General features: G+C 63.9%; 15 protein-coding genes. 8 read left to right on the forward strand and 7 right to left on the reverse strand.

The genetic code is table 11. From position 1 onward, the window contains the following. The first annotated feature begins 276 nt into the window (after window positions 1-276). From VG320_RS09325 to VG320_RS09355, 7 genes are all read left to right on the forward strand, one after another. Window positions 277-1602, forward strand: a complete 1326-nt coding sequence (locus VG320_RS09325) for an HlyC/CorC family transporter (RefSeq protein WP_327199831.1) — start codon at window positions 277-279, stop codon at window positions 1600-1602. Window positions 1603-1709: 107 nt separating this feature from the next. Beyond that, complete coding sequence (locus tag VG320_RS09330; RefSeq protein WP_327199832.1) at window positions 1710-2999, forward strand: GspE/PulE family protein; 1290 nt, start codon at window positions 1710-1712, stop codon at window positions 2997-2999. Next, window positions 2996-4210 carry a type II secretion system F family protein gene (locus VG320_RS09335; protein WP_327199833.1) on the forward strand — a complete coding sequence of 405 codons (1215 nt, stop codon included), beginning with the start codon at window positions 2996-2998 and terminating at the stop codon, window positions 4208-4210. Before VG320_RS09330 ends, VG320_RS09335 begins: the two co-directional genes overlap by 4 nt. A gap of 28 nt (window positions 4211-4238) precedes the next feature. After that, window positions 4239-5216, forward strand: a complete 978-nt coding sequence (locus tag VG320_RS09340; protein ID WP_327199834.1) for an A24 family peptidase — start codon at window positions 4239-4241, stop codon at window positions 5214-5216. A gap of 12 nt (window positions 5217-5228) precedes the next feature. Then, a complete protein-coding gene (coaE, locus tag VG320_RS09345; RefSeq protein WP_327199835.1) occupies window positions 5229-5831 on the forward strand; it encodes a dephospho-CoA kinase in 603 nt (200 codons plus the stop codon). Between the two features lie 184 nt (window positions 5832-6015). Beyond that, window positions 6016-6771, forward strand: coding sequence for a cell division protein ZapD (gene zapD / locus VG320_RS09350; RefSeq protein WP_103707232.1), 756 nt, complete (start codon window positions 6016-6018; stop codon window positions 6769-6771). A 65-nt stretch (window positions 6772-6836) separates the two neighbouring features. Then, window positions 6837-7034: a DNA gyrase inhibitor YacG gene (locus VG320_RS09355; RefSeq protein ID WP_027817984.1), complete on the forward strand. Its 198-nt coding sequence runs from the start codon at window positions 6837-6839 to the stop codon at window positions 7032-7034. A 95-nt stretch (window positions 7035-7129) separates the two neighbouring features. Here the strand turns inward: VG320_RS09355 and VG320_RS09360 are convergent, their stop codons facing one another. The 4 genes from VG320_RS09360 to secA form a co-directional block, all read right to left on the reverse strand. Then, window positions 7130-7549 (reverse strand): NUDIX domain-containing protein, encoded by a 420-nt coding sequence (locus VG320_RS09360; protein ID WP_327199836.1) that lies wholly within the window; start codon window positions 7547-7549, stop codon window positions 7130-7132. Continuing rightward, window positions 7546-8418, reverse strand: coding sequence for an ATP-binding protein (locus tag VG320_RS09365; RefSeq protein WP_327199837.1), 873 nt, complete (start codon window positions 8416-8418; stop codon window positions 7546-7548). The genes VG320_RS09360 and VG320_RS09365 overlap by 4 nt, the downstream gene beginning before the upstream one ends. A gap of 43 nt (window positions 8419-8461) precedes the next feature. Continuing rightward, on the reverse strand, window positions 8462-9703 hold the full coding sequence (gene argJ, locus VG320_RS09370; protein ID WP_327199838.1) for a bifunctional glutamate N-acetyltransferase/amino-acid acetyltransferase ArgJ: 1242 nt from the start codon (window positions 9701-9703) through the stop codon (window positions 8462-8464). Between the two features lie 186 nt (window positions 9704-9889). Further along, window positions 9890-12694 carry a preprotein translocase subunit SecA gene (gene secA / locus VG320_RS09375; protein ID WP_327199839.1) on the reverse strand — a complete coding sequence of 935 codons (2805 nt, stop codon included), beginning with the start codon at window positions 12692-12694 and terminating at the stop codon, window positions 9890-9892. Between the two features lie 395 nt (window positions 12695-13089). Between secA and VG320_RS09380 the strand changes: the two genes are divergently transcribed. Continuing rightward, the gene (locus VG320_RS09380) at window positions 13090-13611 is read left to right on the forward strand and encodes a DUF721 domain-containing protein (RefSeq protein WP_327199840.1); all 522 of its coding nucleotides are present in this window, start codon (window positions 13090-13092) and stop codon (window positions 13609-13611) included. Window positions 13612-13690: 79 nt separating this feature from the next. Here the strand turns inward: VG320_RS09380 and lpxC are convergent, their stop codons facing one another. From lpxC to ftsZ, 3 genes are all read right to left on the reverse strand, one after another. Beyond that, window positions 13691-14608, reverse strand: coding sequence for a UDP-3-O-acyl-N-acetylglucosamine deacetylase (lpxC, locus tag VG320_RS09385; RefSeq protein WP_327199841.1), 918 nt, complete (start codon window positions 14606-14608; stop codon window positions 13691-13693). 270 nt (window positions 14609-14878) lie between these two features. Further along, entirely contained in the window at window positions 14879-15388 is a 510-nt protein-coding gene (locus tag VG320_RS09390; RefSeq protein ID WP_327199842.1) for a peroxiredoxin, read from the reverse strand. A gap of 275 nt (window positions 15389-15663) precedes the next feature. After that, the gene (ftsZ, locus tag VG320_RS09395; protein ID WP_327199843.1) at window positions 15664-16857 is read right to left on the reverse strand and encodes a cell division protein FtsZ; all 1194 of its coding nucleotides are present in this window, start codon (window positions 16855-16857) and stop codon (window positions 15664-15666) included. Between the last annotated feature and the right edge of the window lie 205 nt (window positions 16858-17062).

The following is a 17062-nucleotide window of genomic DNA, read 5'->3' on the forward strand; positions in this document are numbered from 1 at the left end:
AATTCCTTTAAAAACAAGGCCAGTATGCGTTGTGCGCATTCTTCGGGACGTAGAGGCCGGAGGTTCGAATCCTCTCACCCCGACCAGAATTCAAAAAAAACCGCACACAAGTTGTGCGGTTTTTTTTCGTCTGTCGCAAGCGTGACGAGGAACTCGAACCGCAGGGACTCGAACTACACCTCTTGGCCGAACGGCCAACGCTCTCCCCGTCACGGCTGACCTGCAACACCCCTCTGTTATAGTTTCCCCCATCCGCTCCCCTCATTTTCTCCAAGCGTGGACCACATTCCCTTATGGGCGCAGATTTGCGCCGTTTTCGTCCTGCTCATCTGTTCCAGCTTTTTCTCCATCTCCGAAACGGCGATGATGGCGCTCAACCGCCATCGGCTGAAATACCTTGCGAGCCACAACGCGCTCGGCGCAAAGACCACGCAGAAACTGCTCGCACGCACCGATCTGCTGCTCTCCGTCATCCTGATCGGCAACAATCTGTTCAACACGATCATTCCGGTGCTCACCACCTCGATCGCGCTGCACACCTTCGGGCACAACAACCTGGTGCTGTCGATCGCGACCGGCATCGTCGCGTTCCTCATCATCGTGTTCGCGGAAATCACGCCGAAAATCGTCGGCGCGACCTTTCCGGAAAAGATCGCGCTGCCCGCCAGCCTCCTGATCGCGCCGCTCATGCGCGTGACGAAGCCCATCATCTGGTTCGTCAACATGTTTGCGAACACGATCCTGCGCGTGCTCCACATCAACACGAGCAAGGCGCACGACCAGCGCCTCTCGACCGAGGAGCTGCGCACCATCGTGCTGGAGTCGGGCAGCTTCATGCCGACCAAACACCGCAGCATTCTGTTGAACCTGTTCGATCTGGAAAACATCACCGTCGATGACGTGATGATTCCGCGCCGCCGTATCGAGGCGCTCGACTACGACGCACCGCTCGACGACATCCTGCATCAGCTCGAAACCTGCTATCACAACAAGCTGATCGTCTATCAAGGCGACATCGATCGCGTGCTTGGCGTGCTGCATGTGCGCAAGACGCTGGCCGCCCTGCACAACCAGGAATTCGAGCGCGAGACGCTGCGTGAACTGCTTGCGGAGCCGTATTTCGTGCCCACCGGCACGCCCGTGTTCCAGCAACTTCAGTACTTCCAGGAAAGCCGTCATCGCATCGCGCTCGTGGTGAACGAATACGGCGAGATGGAAGGACTCGTGACGCCCGAGGACATCATCGAGGAATTGATCGGCGAATTCACCACCACCATGCCGCGCAGCGGCACGGGGCGCGGCGGCTGGAACGATCAGGGCGAATGCATCGTGCCGGGCAGCATGCCCCTGCGCGAACTCAATCGCTGGCTGCATCTCACGCTGCCCACCGACGGGCCGAAGACACTCAACGGTCTGATCCTGGAGGTACTGGAAGAGATTCCCGAAGGCGACGTGTGCGTGCAGATCGGCGACGTGAAGCTCGAAGTCATGCGCGCCGACGATCAGGCCGTGCGCACCGTGAAGCTCTTCAAGCCTGGCACCACGCCCGGCAAATCCGCGCGCGCGCTGCAGAAAGCGAAGAAGCTGCTGCCGGGTCATTAATCCACGCCGCTAGTGCTGCGTTAGCCATCTGGCTGAATGGCGCGTATAGCCGCGCCAGCCGATCATGGAGCCGTCATTCGCACACGGCGGCTTCGGGCCGGCAATCGATGTTTTCCATTCCTGATCAATCTGGTGCTCATGGCCTGCCCCGCACGCCGGCCATCGCAGCGCGCGTCGCAGATGGCACGGCAAGCGGCGGCTTCGGTGCAGCCGCGCCCTCCTCGCCCACCGCACTCGACGACGCGCCCGCCGTCCGTCTGCTCGCCGAGACACTACGCGAAGCCGCGCATCGCAATGCCTCCGATCTGCATGTCGAACCGCTCGAACAGGGCTGGCGCGTGCGGCTGCGTATCGACGGGGTCCTGCATGATGTCGCACGGCCGCCCGCGCATCTGCGCGACGCGTTTATCACGCGCATCAAGGTGCTCGCGCGCATGGACATCGCCGAGCGCCGCATTCCCCAGGACGGTCGCCTGCGGCTCGCACCACGCGGCGAGTCCCAGACTCACGAAGACTATCGGGTGAACTCGCTACCCACGCTGCACGGCGAAAAGCTCGTGTTGCGCCGGCTTGAAGCGTTGCCCGCCGATCTCTCGCTCACCGCGCTCGGTCTGGACGACACGCAGCGAAACTCACTGAGCGCCGCGATCGGCGCGCCGCACGGCCTCGTGCTGGTCACGGGACCGACCGGCAGCGGCAAGACGCTCTCGCTCTATTGCTTCCTGCAAAAGCTCAACGACGCCTCGCGCAATCTTTGCTCGGTAGAAGACCCCGCTGAGATCCAGCTCGCCGGCATCAATCAGGTCAACGTGCGCGAGAAGGCCGGGCTCACCTTCGCGCTCGCGCTGCGCGCGTTGCTGCGGCAAGACCCGGACGTCATCATGATCGGCGAGATCCGCGACGAGGAAACCGCCAGCGTCGCGGTGAAGGCTGCACAGACGGGTCATCTCGTGCTCTCCACGCTGCACACCAACGACGCGCCCGCAGCGATCGCGCGCCTGATCGATATCGGCGTCGAACCGTACAACCTCGCGGCGGCGCTGAGGCTGGTCACGGCGCAGCGGCTCGTGCGGCAGCTGTGCGTGAAGTGCCGCGAGCCTTCGAACGAATCGACAGCAACACTGCGCGCAGCAGGACTTGCCGATGCGCAGCCCTTCGTTGCCAAAGGCTGCGAAGCCTGTCATGGCATCGGCTATCGCGGGCGCGTGGGCATTCATGAGGTGATGCCGGTAAGTACTGCGATGCGCGACATGATCGTCACGCGGCGCAGTGCACACGACATCGCACGGCAGGCGCGTGTCGAAGGCGTCGGCACGCTGCGCGACGCGGCACTGGCGCGCGTGCGTGACGGCACGACGAGTCTTGCCGAAGCGCTCGCCGCCACGGACGCATCATGAGCGCGCCTAACAACGCCGCGCCCGACTCGCGCTTCGCCTGGCGCGGCCTCGATGCGGCAGGCGTGGCGCGTCGCGGCACGTTGATCGCGTTCGACGCTTCGGCCGCGCGTGTCGCGCTCAAGCGCGAGCGCATCACCGCCACGCTGCTCGAACGTCGCGGCGCAGCACCGCCGCCACGCGCGAATCACGCCGATGTCACGCGCTTCACGCGTCAGCTCGCGAGCCTTCTGCGCGCAGGCTTGCCGCTCGCAGGCTCGCTCGATCTGCTCGCACAGGCGCCGGGGCCGCATGGATTGCCGCGCATCGCCGCCGCGCTTTCGCGTGAAATCACAGCAGGCAAGCGTTTCGCCGAAGCACTCGCGCAGCATCCCGCGCGCTTCGGTTTGCTCTACTGCCAGCTCGTCGCCGTGGGCGAGGCATCGGGCGCGCTCGCGGCTGTGCTTGCCCGCATCGCCGACGATCGGGAACGCGCCGCCGCGCAACGCGCCAAGGTACGCGCGGCGCTCACCTACCCGGCTGCCGTACTGCTGCTCGCATTTGCGATTACAACCGCGCTGCTGGTCTGGGTCGTGCCCACCTTCAAGCAGATCTTCGATGGTTTCGGTGCTGCGCTGCCGGCGCCTACGCAGTTCGTGCTGATGCTCTCTGCGGGCGCCGCGCGCTGGAGCGTGCCGTTTGCCCTGATCGCCACGGGCGGCGTGGTCGCACTGCTGACGTTGTTGCGCCGCTCGGCAAACGCACGCCTGACTTTCGGACGCCTCACGCTCGCGCTACCCTTCGTCGGCGCGCTGCTTACGACGCTGTGCGCCGCGCGCTGGAGTCGCGCGCTCGGCACGCTGCTAGGCGCGGGCACGCCGCTCGCCGATGCCTTCGATTCGCTCACCCACGCCAGCGGCAACGCCTTCTTCGATCACGCGAGCGCCAGTATCAGCGCGCGCCTGCGGCATGGCGAGCGTCTCGCTGCGGCGATGCGCTCGGCGGGCTGCTTTCCCGATGACGTCATCCAACCTGTCGCGGTCGCGGAAGAATCGGGCGCGCTCGATGCGATGCTGCTCGACGTCGCTGCGCTCGCCGACCGTCAGGTGGACGAAAAGATCGCGCTCGTCGCGAGTCTGTGCGAGCCGCTCATCATCGTGGTGCTAGGCGCGCTGGTCGGCGGCCTCGTGGTCGCGATGTATCTTCCCATCATTCAACTGGGCAACGTGGTGTAGCATCGCTGCCAGATTACGGTTACCGCTCATGTCCGTCCTTTTATCGTCCGCTGCTGCCTCTGCGTCGTTCGCGTCGTCCATCAATGCGTCGCCGCTCGCGCCTGTCGATGCGCCTTCGTCTTTGTCTCTCGCACTCGCCACTTTGCCGCCCGGCGTGCTGATGGGATTCGCGATCGTGATCGGCCTGGTGATCGGCAGCTTTCTCAACGTGGTCGTGCACCGCCTGCCGATCATGCTGGAACGCGCATGGCGCGCCGATGCCGCCGAAGTCCTCGCACCACCGGATACGAGCGCCGACTCAAGCGGCGATCTCTTCAACGACGGCCTGCCCGCGCGCTACAACCTCTGGCTGCCGGGCAGCGCCTGCCCGCATTGCGGCCACGTGCTACGCGCGTGGGAAAACATTCCGCTCGTGAGCTGGCTCGTGTTGCGCGGCCGCTGTTCGGAATGCGGCACGCGTGTGAGCCTGCGCTATCCGGCCATCGAAATTGCCGGCGCGATTTGCGCAGCAGGCGCGCTGCTCGCATTCGGCCCCACGGGCAAGGCACTTGCGGCATTCGCGCTGAGCGCGGCGCTCATCGCCGCGAGCATGATCGATCTCGAACATCACCTGCTGCCCGATGCCATCACGCTGCCGCTCGTCTGGGCCGGCCTGCTGGTAAATCTCGCCGATACCTTCACCGATCTGCAAAGCGCCGTCATCGGCGCGGTTGCCGGCTATCTCGCGCTCTGGTGCGTGTACTGGATTTTTCGTCTGCTGCGCGGCATCGAAGGCATGGGTCATGGCGACTTCAAGCTGCTCGCAGCACTTGGCGCGTGGCTCGGCTGGGCCGCGCTGCCGCAGATCATCGTCATCAGCGCGGTGGCCGGCGCCGTGGTCGGGCTGGCCGCGACCTTGAGCGGACGCATGCGCTTCGAAGAGCCGTTGCCGTTTGGCCCTTATCTCGCGGCGGGCGCGTTCGTCACGCTGTTTGCGGGCACGCCGCTGTATCGCATTTTTGCGTGAGGAATTGAATCGATGATTGCGGTTGGATTGACTGGGGGTATCGGCAGCGGCAAATCCACGGTCGCGGACCTGTTCGCGGCGCGCGGCGTGCCGCTCGTGGATACAGACGTGATCGCCCATCGCGTCACCGCACCGCATGGCGTGGCCATGCCACAAATCGCCGCGCAATTCGGCCCTGAATTTGTCGCCGCCGATGGCTCGATGGACCGCGCGCGCATGCGTGCGCTGGTGTTCGGCGACGAGGCCGCGCGCAAGCGGCTCGAAGCGATCACGCACCCGCTGATCCGCGCAGAAACCGAGCGGGAAACACGCGAGGCGAACGGGCCTTACGTGATGCTGGTCATACCGCTGCTGGTCGAATCGGGCGCGTGGAAAACACGCGTGAATCGCGTGCTCACCGTCGATTGCAGCGTAGAAACGCAGATCGCGCGCGTAATGTCCCGCAACGGCTTCACACGCGAACAGGTCCTTGCGATCATCGCGCGTCAGGCTACGCGCGAAGCGCGCCTCGCCGCCGCCGACGACGTGATCGTCAATGACGACGTGACACTCGCGGCACTCGCACAGGACGTCGAAATACTGCATCAGCACTATCTCGCGCTGGCAGGTTTGTAATGTCTTACCTTGGCGTAACGATCTCTTGCAGCGCGAATCGCCTTCGCCCAGGCGGAAATTTGCAGGAATCTGCAGGAAAACACTGATGTAACCGCGTTGCGCCGGTGAGCGCGATTGCGACCGTAGTCTCACGGCATTAGAATGTCCTGCAATCCTTCACCGACCACGCCCGAGGCGAGCGCGCTTGATTCTTTACGAGTATCCCTTCAACGAGCGAATCCGGACGCTGCTGCGCCTCGAAGACCTGTTCGAGCGCTTCACGTTTTTCCTGACCCAGGAGGATCCGAGGGAACATCACGTTGCGCTCACGACGCTCTTCGAAATCGCGGAAGTTGCAGGCCGCGCCGATCTCAAGTCGGACCTCATGAAGGAGCTCGAAAGGCAGCGTCAGACGCTCGCTCCGTTCCGCGGCAATCCCGGCATCGAACAGAATGCGCTGGAGAGCGTGCTCGGCGAAATCGAGCAGACGCTCGCGGGTCTCACGCAAATGCAGGGCAAAACCGGCCAGCATCTTGCGGACAACGAATGGCTTACCAGCATCCGCAGCCGCGCGATCATTCCGGGTGGCACCTGCAAGTTCGATCTGCCCTCTTATTACGCGTGGCAGCAGTTACACGCCGACCAGCGCCGTCAGGATATCGCCAAGTGGGTTACGCCGCTGCTGCCGCTGCGCGACGCCGCCAGCATCGTGCTGCGTCTGGCGCGCGAATCGGGCCAGGGCTCGAAGGTGATGGCAATGCAGGGCAGCTACCAGCAGATGCTCTCAGGCCGTACCTATCAGTTGATGCAGGTGCGCGTGGCACCGGATTTGCGCGTGATTCCCGAAGCGAGCGCCAACAAGTACATGTTGTGGGTGCGTTTCACCGTTCAGGATGGCGATCTGCGCCCGCGCGCCGTCGATCAGGACGTGCCGTTCCAGCTCACGCTCTGCAGCCTGTAAGCTCGTATTTTGCCAACCGCGGCGCCACTGAAGCGGCGCCGCCCAGCTACTGATCAGTCGACCGAATGACCACCGTCGTCAAATGTCCGACCTGCGGCAAGGATGTCCGCTGGGTTCCGGAAAACCGATTCCGCCCGTTCTGCTCGGAGCGCTGCAAGCAGATGGACCTGGGCGCCTGGGCCGCCGAAAAATACCGCATCGGCGGCAATGAGGAAGACACGCCGCCCGATGACGAGGCGCCGCCCACCGATACGCGCCAGTAAGCACCGCGTTTTCGCTGCATAAAAAAAGCCGCCGCACGTCAAACGTGCAGCGGCTTTTGTGCTTTTGTCAGCGGCTTATCGATCGCCCAGGCGGATCACTCCGCCGCCAGCCACTCCAGCACGGGAATCGTCGCGGGCAGCAGCGGCTCGACGCTCGCGGGCAGCGCCTGCCACGCCAGCGCCTGGCCTTCGCGGCCATGCGGCTCGCCGGTCCATTCCGTGACCTTGCAGAAGTACAGCCGCACATAGGCGTGCGGGTAATCGTGTTCGAGCGTATTCCAGCGATGGCACGCCTTCACGTCGATACCCAGCTCTTCGTGCAGTTCGCGCGCCAGCGCTGCCTCGACCGACTCGCCCTTTTCCAGCTTGCCGCCGGGGAATTCCCAGTAGCCCGCGTAAGGCTTGCCCTCGGGACGCTGCGCGAGCAGATAGCGGCCGTCGGGCTGCACCATCACACCCACCGCTACTTCGGTCACGGGACGCGTCTGGGCCGCCGCCTGCGTTTGCTCGCTCATGCCTCTTGCGCCTTCTTGCCCGACCAGTCGCGCGCGAACTGCCACGCCACCCGGCCCGAGCGCGATCCACGCTCCAGCGCCCACACCAGCGCGTCGCCGCGCGCGCCTTCGACTTCGGCGTCGCTCACGCCAAAGTGGCGCAGCCAGTGTCCGACGATCGTCAGATAGTCGTCCTGCTTGAACGGGTAGAAGCTCACCCACAGACCGAAGCGTTCCGACAGCGAGATCTTCTCTTCCACCACTTCGCCCGGATGAATCTCACCGTCGGGCATGTGCTTGTAGGACTCGTTGTCGCTCATGTACTCGGGCAGCAGATGGCGGCGGTTCGAGGTCGCGTAGATCAGCACGTTGTCCGACTGCGCAGCCACCGACCCGTCGAGCGCCACCTTCAGCGCCTTGTAGCCCGATTCGCCGTCCTCGAACGAGAGATCGTCGCAGAACACGATGAAGCGCTCCGGACGCGTCGAGATCAGATCGACGATGTCGCCCAGGTCGTGCAGATCGTCCTTGTCGACTTCGATCAGACGCAGGCCGTCCTGTGAATACGCGTTCAGGCAGGCCTTGATCAGCGACGACTTGCCGGTGCCGCGCGCGCCCGTCAGCAGCACGTTGTTCGCGGGCTTCTTCTGCACGAACTGGCGCGTGTTGCGGTCGATGAGGTCCTTCTGGCGGTCGATGTTCTGCAGATCGTCGAGCGAGATCAGCGAAATCGCCGGAACCGGCTGCAAAAAGCCGCGGCCCTGGCGCTTGCGCCAGCGAAACGCCACCGCCGAATTCCAGTCGACATCGGGCGCCGCCGGCGGCAGCACGGCTTCAAGGCGGCCGAGCAGCGCTTCGGCGCGGGTCAGAAACTGTTCGAGCTTGTCCATTGCGTCTTGCGTAGAGAGTTCAGGAAGCAGGTCGGGCGCCGGATCAGGAGCGGTAATCGGCGTTGATGCTCACATAGTCATGCGAGAGATCGCAGGTCCAGACGGTCGCTTCAGCGTTACCGCGCCCCAGCACCACGCGGATCAGGATCTCGCTTTCCTTCATGACGCGCTGGCCGTCTTCTTCCTTGTATTCCGGATTGCGGCCGCCCGCCTTCGCGACGAGCACGTCGTTCAGGTACAGGTCGATCTTGCCCACGTCCAGATCCGTCACGCCCGCATAGCCGATCGCGGCCAGGATACGGCCCAGGTTGGGGTCCGAGGCGTAGAACGCGGTCTTCACGAGCGGCGAATGGCCGATCGCGTAAGCGATCTGGCGACATTCGGCGACGTCCTTGCCGCCTTCGACCTTCACGGTCATGAACTTGGTCGCGCCTTCGCCGTCACGCACGATCAGTTGCGAGAGCGTCTGCGCCACTTCCGTGACGGCATCGCGCAGTGCGGCGTAAGCGGGCGAATCGGTCGAGGTGATCGCGGGCAGGCTGGACTTGCCCGAGGCGATCAGGATGAACGAGTCGTTGGTCGAGGTATCGCCGTCGATCGTGATGCAATTGAACGAGCGGTCGGCCACGTGCTTGACGAGTTCGTCGAGCACCGGCTGTGCGACGTTGGCGTCGAAGGCGAGAAAGCCCAGCATGGTCGCCATGTTCGGCTTGATCATGCCGGCGCCCTTGCTGATGCCGGTGAGCGTGACCGTGTGGCCGTCGATCGTGACCTGGCGCGAAGCCGCCTTGGGCAGCGTGTCGGTGGTCATGATCGCCTGCGCGGCGTCGTACCAGTTCGCTTCCTTGCGGTTTTCTAGCGCGGCGGGCAGACCGGCCTTCAGGCGGTCGATCGGCAGCGGCTCCAGAATCACGCCGGTCGAGAACGGCAGCACCTGCGAGGGCTCGATGCCTGCGAGGCGCGCGAGTTCGTCGCAGGTTTCGCGCGCGTGCTTCATGCCCGGCTCGCCCGTGCCCGCGTTCGCGTTGCCCGTGTTGATGACCAGCGCGCGGATGCCCTTGCCACCTTCGCGAACCTTCGCGAGATTTTCGCGGCACACCGTCACCGGCGCGGCGCAAAAGCGGTTGAGCGTGAACACGCCCGCGACGCTCGCGCTTTCATCGACGGAAATCACCAGCACATCCTTGCGGTTGGGCTTGCGGATATGGGCTTCTGCCCAGCCGAGCGTCACGCCGGCGACCGGATGAAGTTGTGCGGGTTCGATCGAGGGGAAATTGACAGCCATGGTGGCGACCTGTCGAAAAGGCAATGCCGGCCGCGGACGTCTGTCAGCCTGGCCGGCATCGGGATTCAAAACGCAAGGCCCGCCACGGAGAGCGGGCCACCGGAATCTACGCGCAAGCGCGTCACGGACCGGACGGCGCGGGTATCGACGAAGACCATCTGCCGATACGCACGCCGCCGCGCCCCATCACGCGATCTTGCCGTGGCACTGCTTGTACTTCTTGCCGCTGCCGCACGGGCAGGGGTCGTTGCGGCCGACCTTCGGCACGCCGTCGGCGTCCAGCGCCTCGTGGCTCATGGCCGCGCCGACCATCGCGGCGGCGGCGTCGGCCACCGGCGCGGCGGCTCCGACGGGCGCGGCTTCGGCGCCCGTTTCCGCGAATTCGGCGTGACGGAACTCGACGTTCTCCAGATGGCCGCCCTGCTCTTCCATCTGCTCGGCGGCTTCTTCGAGCTGCTGCGGCGACTGGATCTGCACGTTCATGACGATGCGCGTGACTTCCTGCTTCACGGCGTCGAGCATGGCGGCGAACAGTTCGAACGCCTCGCGCTTGTATTCCTGCTTCGGGTTCTTCTGCGCATAGCCGCGCAGATGGATGCCCTGACGCAGGTGATCGAGCGCGGCAAGGTGTTCACGCCAGCTGCGGTCAAGCGTCTGCAGCATGACCGAGCGCTCGAACGCGCTGAACGATTCGCGGCCCACGAGCGCCACCTTCTGCTCGTAGGCTTCGTCGGCGGCGGCGAGCACGGCTTCGAGGATTTCGTCCGCGTCGATCGACGACGACTCGTTGATCATTTCCTGGATCGCGAGGTCGAGCTGCCATTCGTTGCGCAGGATCTCTTCCAGCTCGGGCACGTCCCACTGCTCTTCGATACTGCCGTGCGGCACATACTGTCGCACGATGTCCGTGACCACGCCGTGACGCATTGCGCCGATGGTCTCGGTGATGTCATGCGCTTCGAGCAGTTCGTTGCGCTGCTGGTAGATCACCTTGCGCTGGTCGTTCGACACGTCGTCGTATTCGAGCAGCTGCTTGCGGATGTCGAAGTTGCGCGCTTCGACCTTGCGCTGCGCCGACTCGATCGAACGTGTGACGATGCCCGCCTCGATCGCCTCGCCTTCCGGCATCTTCAGGCGGTCCATGATGGCGCGCACACGGTCGCCCGCGAAAATGCGCAGCAGCGGATCTTCGAGCGACAGATAGAAGCGCGACGAACCCGGATCGCCCTGACGGCCCGCACGGCCGCGCAGCTGGTTGTCGATACGGCGCGACTCGTGACGCTCGGTGCCGATGATGTGCAGACCGCCTGCGGCCTTCACCTGATCGTGCAGCGTCTGCCATTCGTCGTGCAGTTGCTGGATGCGGCGCGCCTTTTCGTCGGCGGGAATCGCATCGTCGGCTTCGATGAACGAGGCCTGCTTCTCGACGTTGCCGCCCAGCACGATGTCGGTACCGCGACCGGCCATGTTGGTGGCGATGGTGATGCGCTTCGGACGGCCCGCTTCGGCGACGATCGCAGCTTCACGACCGTGCTGCTTCGCGTTGAGCACGTCGTGCGGCAGACCCGCCTTCGTGAGCAGATGCGAGAGCAGTTCCGAGTTTTCGATCGAAGTCGTACCGACCAGCACCGGCTGACCGCGCTCGTGGCAGTCGCGAATGTCGCGGATCACCGCGTCATAACGCTCCTTCGCGGTCTTGTAGATCTGATCCTGCTTGTCGATCCGCTTGGGCACGCGGTTGGTCGGGATCACGACCGTTTCCAGGCCGTAGATCTCGTTGAATTCGTACGCTTCGGTGTCCGCCGTACCCGTCATGCCCGAAAGCTTGGCGTACATGCGGAAGTAGTTCTGGAACGTGATCGAGGCGAGCGTCTGGTTCTCGCTCTGGATCTTGACGTGTTCCTTCGCTTCCACGGCCTGGTGCAAGCCGTCCGACCAGCGGCGGCCAGCCATCAGGCGGCCCGTGAATTCGTCGACGATGACGACTTCGCCGTTCTGCACCACGTAATGCTGATCCTTGAAGAACAGCGTGTGCGCGCGCAGCGCGGCGTACACGTGGTGCATCAGCGTGATGTTCTGCGGCGCGTAGAGGCTTTCGCCCTGGCCGATCAGGCCCCACTCGGCGAGCATGCGCTCGGCCTTTTCGTGACCCGCTTCCGTCAGGAACACCTGACGCGCCTTTTCGTCGAGCGTGTAGTCGCCCGGCTTTTCCACGCCGGTGCCGTCGGCCTTCTCTTCGCCGATCTGGCGTTCGAGCAGCGGCGGCAGCGCGTTCATGCGCACGTAGAGTTCGGTGTGGTCTTCGGCCTGCCCCGAAATGATGAGCGGCGTACGCGCTTCGTCGATCAGGATCGAGTCCACTTCGTCGACCACCGCGAAGTTCAGCGCACGCTGCACGCGCGCCTCGGTCTCGTAGACCATGTTGTCGCGCAGGTAGTCGAAGCCGAACTCGTTGTTCGTACCGTAGGTGATGTCCGAACCGTAGGCTTCCTGCTTCATGCCGTGGTCCATCTGCGACAAATTGATGCCGACGGACAGACCCAGGAAGTTATACAGACGCGCCATCCATTCGGCGTCGCGCTGCGCGAGGTAGTCGTTCACCGTGACCACGTGCACGCCGCGCCCGGAAAGAGCGTTCAGGTACACCGGCAGCGTGGCGACGAGCGTCTTGCCTTCGCCGGTGCGCATTTCGGCGATCTTGCCGTAATGCAGCACCATGCCGCCGATCAGCTGGACGTCGAAGTGGCGCATCTTCAGCACGCGCTTGCTCGCCTCGCGGCAGACAGCGAACGCTTCGGGCAGCAGATCGTCGAGCGACGTGCCGTTGGCGATGCGCTCACGGAATTCAACGGTTTTGGCGCGCAACTGCTCGTCGGTGTATTGCTCGATGGTCGGTTCGAGCGCGTTGATCGCCACGACCGTCTTCTGATATTGCTTGATCAGGCGCTGATTGCGGCTGCCAAAGATTTTCTGTAAGAAACCGGTGGTCATCGGATCGGTGTCTGCGTCGCGGCTTCGGCCGGGATTGCTGCACGGCGCGTTGCAAACAGACTGGTTTGCATACGTTTTGCGCCACACGCCCGGTGAGGAAGGACCTCGGCGGCTTAAGCCCAAATTGGTGGATTCGAATCGGGCATTTTAGCACGCACCCTGGGCACCGCCCGTGTCAAGGCCGTGATGGATGCCGCGCCGGGTGCAATGCAAAAAGCCCGCGCCGACGCGCCTCGCAAGCCACTTTGGCAAGCCGTTCCTGCTGGCCGATCGCGATGCCCGCTTTCGGGCGGGCTACGAGCGGTATAAGGCGCGTCGAGGCAAAACGCGCAGGCTACAATGACATCACCGCCACATACTGCTGCGCAGCCCGCGCGCGCACCTCTACTCGCCACATGAGCCGTTTTTCGCCGTTTTCAAGGCCAGGCGCCCCCGCTGCGCCGCGTGCGCAGCGCAGCTCGCGCACGCCGGGCAAGTCGCCGCGCGCGCCCCAGCCGCTCGCCGAAGTGCTGAGCCGCACCGACGCCTTCGCGCCGCTGCGCGCTGGCGTCGAGCAGATTGCGGCGATCCAGCGCGACCTCAGTGCGCTGCTGCCCGACTATCTGGCGGCGAGTGTCGAACCGGGCTTCATAAAGGATGGCACGCTGTCCCTTTTTGCCGCGCACAACGCGCTCGCCGCGCGGCTGCGCCACCTGGAACCGCGCCTTGTGACCGAGCTACAGGCAAAAGGCTGGTCGTTGACCAGCGTGCGTATCCGCGTGCGCCCGCAAGCCGTGAAGGAGCCGCCGCAGCCGAAACAGGCACGCATGACGCCCGCCGGCGCCGCGGCGCTCGCCACGCTCAGCGAAAGCCTGCCGCCCTCGCCGCTACAGGAAGCATTGGCGAAAATGGCGGCGCGGCATTTGAAACGACGCTAAAAGCTGCGCAAAATGCAAAAAGGGTGGCATGAGCCACCCTTTTTCGTTTGATCGCGTACTTGCCGCGACTTGATGCCGATCAGGCAAACGCCGTTTGCGCCTCATAAGCGAAGCCGCGCGGCGCCTTCTGCGTGTCGTCGAACGTGACGATTTCATACGCGTCTTCGTGCGCCAGCAGTTCGCGCAGCAGTGCGTTGTTCAGGCCGTGGCCGGACTTGTACGCATCGTAGGACGCCAGCAGCGGATGGCCGATCACATAAAGATCGCCGATCGCGTCGAGCATCTTGTGCTTCACGAACTCGTCGTCGTAACGCAGGCCGTCGTTGTTCAGGATGCGGTACTCGTCCAGCACGATCGCGTTGTCCATGCTGCCGCCGCGCGCCAGACCCAGCTCGCGCATCATTTCGACTTCATGCGCGAAGCCGAAGGTGCGGGCACGGGCGATTTCGCGCACGTACGAGGTATTCGCAAAGTCGACTTCGAGCGCCTGACCGGTTTTATCCACGGCCGGATGACGGAAGTCGATGGTGAACTTGAGCTTGAAGCCGAAGAACGGATCGAGGCGCGCGAATTTGTCGCCGTCGCGCACTTCCACGGTCTTCTTCACCTTGATGAACTTCTTGGGTGCGTTCTGCTCTTCGATGCCCGCCGACTGGATCAGGAACACGAACGACGATGCGCTGCCGTCCATGATCGGGATCTCTTCCGCGGTCACGTCGATATAGAGATTGTCGATGCCAAGACCTGCGCACGCCGACATCAAGTGCTCGATCGTCGAGACACGCGCGCCGTCCTTCTGCAGCACCGAGGCGAGGCGCGTATCGCCAATCGCCATCGCCGACGCGGGGATATCCACCGGAGTCGGCAAATCCACGCGCGAAAACACGATGCCCGTATCCGGCGCCGCCGGGCGTAGCGTCAGATTGACCTTACGACCCGAGTGCAGGCCGATGCCAACCGTTTTCACGATCGATTTGATGGTTCGCTGCTTCAACATAGTGTTCTGCTCATTGAAAATCCCAATCGGGATTTTTTAACTCATAGCGGGAATTATACTCCAAGTATGGCAGGTGCGTTGTCGTCCCGGGCGTGACAATCTGTTTCCCCTTGTTACTCCCGTGGGATGGACGACGGGCCGATGGCCGGAACGGAGGCGTTCCCGGTCATCGGCCCGCACGGCTGGTAGTAATAGCCCGTCACATTTACCCGTCTGTTTGCCCAATTGACGTTGCGCTGCGGCAACGCCAACACGAGCAATCAGCGGTGCTCATGTCGGGCTCAACGTGGCGAGTATGCTCGCGGCATCGCTGACTTCGAATTTGCCGGGCGCCTCGACGTTCAGCGTCTTGACCACGCCGTCGTCGATCACCATGGCGTAGCGCTGGGACCGTATGCCCATGCCACGCGCCGACAGATCCTGCTCCAGACCGAGTGCACGGGTGAACGCCGCACTGCCGTCGGCCATCATGCGTACCTTGCCCGAGGTCCGCTGATCTCGCCCCCACGCGCCCATTACAAACGCGTCGTTGACGGACACGCACCAGATTTCGTCGATGCCCGCCGCGCGTAACGCTTCGTACTGCTCGACATAACCCGGCACGTGTTTCGCGGAGCACGTGGGCGTAAACGCGCCCGGCAATCCAAAGATCACCACGCGTTTGCCCGCCGTCTGCTCGCGCACGCTAAAGCCGTTCGGCCCCAGCGTGCAACCCGCGCGCTCGTCTTCGACGAATTCGAAGAGCGTGGCGTCGGGCAGCGTATCACCCTGTTTGATCATCACTCGTCCTTCACATCGATGCGCACGCAAAGCGTTTGCATTCGTCATTGCTTGCGAAATCACGTCGCGATCGCGTACATAAACGCGGCGCATATGCCGTGCCGCATGTCAAAACGCGGCGGGCACGCGTCCCGGCCAGGCATCCTCGCAGATGCAGCCTTGGCGCTTCCTGTTCGCAATCATCGCAGCATCATGCCGAACGCTCCGTCCGCGGACGGGCACACACCTGCCGTGCCCGGCGCCGCAGCCAGAACCCGCTCGTCGCGCAGTCCGCTTCAGTCGGCCTGCTTGCGCAGGAACGCCGGGATGTCGTACGTGTCGACGCCCTTTTCCTGCAGCGCCTGCACGTGCGAAGCCGCGGTGTCGCGCGACGTGCGCCAGACTGCCGGCGTGTCGAGCGCGCCGTAGTCGGCGGCCTGTGCGTGTTGCGGCGCGTAGGTATGTGCCGGCGCAACCGGATGGTTGTCCGTACCCGTGCGCAGCAGCGTCATCGGCGCGGCCTGTTGGCGCGTTGCTGCTGCGCGGCCCAGACCCGTTGCCACCACCGTCACGCGCAGTGCGTCGCCCATCGCGTCGTCGTACACGGCACCGAAGATCACCGTGGCGTCTTCCGCCGCGTAGCTCTTGATGGTGTTCATGACTTCACGCGTTTCCGACAGACGCAGCGAACGGCTCGACGTGATGTTGACCAGCACGCCGCGCGCGCCCGACAGATCGACGCCTTCGAGCAGCGGGCTTGCGACCGCCTGTTCCGCGGCCAGACGAGCGCGATCGACGCCGGCGACCGTCGCCGTGCCCATCATCGCCTTGCCCTGCTCGCCCATCACCGTCTTCACGTCTTCGAAGTCGACGTTCACCAGACCGTCGACGTTGATGATTTCAGCGATGCCTGCGACTGCGTTGTTCAGAACGTCGTCCGCGCACTGGAAGCACTTGTCCATCTCGGCGTCATCGCCCATCACCTCGAACAGCTTGTCGTTCAGGACGACGATCAGCGAGTCGACGTGATCCTCCAGTTGCTGCGAGCCAGCTTCTGCCACACGCATGCGCTTGCCGCCTTCGAATTCGAACGGCTTGCTGACCACGCCAACAGTCAAGATACCCATTTCCTTGGCGATCTGCGCCACGACCGGAGCTGCCCCCGTGCCCGTGCCGCCACCCATGCCTGCGGTGATGAACACCATGTGTGCGCCACGCAGTGCGTCTGCGATACGCTCACGTGCTTCTTCTGCTGCGGCGCGGCCCATTTCCGGCTTGGCGCCAGCGCCGAGACCGGTGTTGCCGAGCTGGATCACCGACGACGCGCGCGAACGCGACAGAGCCTGCGCGTCCGTGTTCATCACGATGAAGTCGACGCCTTGCACGCCTTTGTTGATCATGTGCTGAACGGCATTGCCGCCAGCGCCACCGACTCCCACCACCTTGATGATGGTGCCGTTGGTTTCGGTTTCCAGCATCTGGAATTCCATTGTTGCCTCCGTCAAGATAAAAAATTGCAGCCACTCGGCCGTTATTCGGCAGGAGATCGGGCAACCTCCTGTCGCGCGCCGGCCGCCGGCACCAGCGCGTATTGCGAAATCTGTGCGTACTGCGAATGCTTTAAAAATTACCCAGGAACCAGTCCTTCATGCGCGTGAACACCTGGCCCATCGAGCCGGATTGCACCGCCACCTT

The sequence above is a fragment of the Paraburkholderia sp. genome (genome assembly GCF_035948235.1).
Taxonomy (GTDB): domain Bacteria; phylum Pseudomonadota; class Gammaproteobacteria; order Burkholderiales; family Burkholderiaceae; genus Paraburkholderia.

What these genes read in the sequence shown, in the direction of transcription:
- VG320_RS09330 (WP_327199832.1), top strand. Translation starts at nt 1,710, where the DNA reads ATGTTTTCCATTCCTGATCAATCTGGTGCTCATGGCCTGCCCCGCACG.
- VG320_RS09335 (WP_327199833.1), top strand. Translation starts at nt 2,996, where the DNA reads ATGAGCGCGCCTAACAACGCCGCGCCCGACTCGCGCTTCGCCTGGCGC.
- VG320_RS09340 (WP_327199834.1), top strand. Translation starts at nt 4,239, where the DNA reads ATGTCCGTCCTTTTATCGTCCGCTGCTGCCTCTGCGTCGTTCGCGTCG.
- coaE (WP_327199835.1), top strand. Translation starts at nt 5,229, where the DNA reads ATGATTGCGGTTGGATTGACTGGGGGTATCGGCAGCGGCAAATCCACG.
- VG320_RS09355 (WP_027817984.1), top strand. Translation starts at nt 6,837, where the DNA reads ATGACCACCGTCGTCAAATGTCCGACCTGCGGCAAGGATGTCCGCTGG.
- VG320_RS09360 (WP_327199836.1), bottom strand. Translation starts at nt 7,549, where the DNA reads ATGAGCGAGCAAACGCAGGCGGCGGCCCAGACGCGTCCCGTGACCGAA.
- VG320_RS09365 (WP_327199837.1), bottom strand. Translation starts at nt 8,418, where the DNA reads ATGGACAAGCTCGAACAGTTTCTGACCCGCGCCGAAGCGCTGCTCGGC.
- argJ (WP_327199838.1), bottom strand. Translation starts at nt 9,703, where the DNA reads ATGGCTGTCAATTTCCCCTCGATCGAACCCGCACAACTTCATCCGGTC.
- secA (WP_327199839.1), bottom strand. Translation starts at nt 12,694, where the DNA reads ATGACCACCGGTTTCTTACAGAAAATCTTTGGCAGCCGCAATCAGCGC.
- VG320_RS09380 (WP_327199840.1), top strand. Translation starts at nt 13,090, where the DNA reads ATGAGCCGTTTTTCGCCGTTTTCAAGGCCAGGCGCCCCCGCTGCGCCG.
- lpxC (WP_327199841.1), bottom strand. Translation starts at nt 14,608, where the DNA reads ATGTTGAAGCAGCGAACCATCAAATCGATCGTGAAAACGGTTGGCATC.
- VG320_RS09390 (WP_327199842.1), bottom strand. Translation starts at nt 15,388, where the DNA reads ATGATCAAACAGGGTGATACGCTGCCCGACGCCACGCTCTTCGAATTC.
- ftsZ (WP_327199843.1), bottom strand. Translation starts at nt 16,857, where the DNA reads ATGGAATTCCAGATGCTGGAAACCGAAACCAACGGCACCATCATCAAG.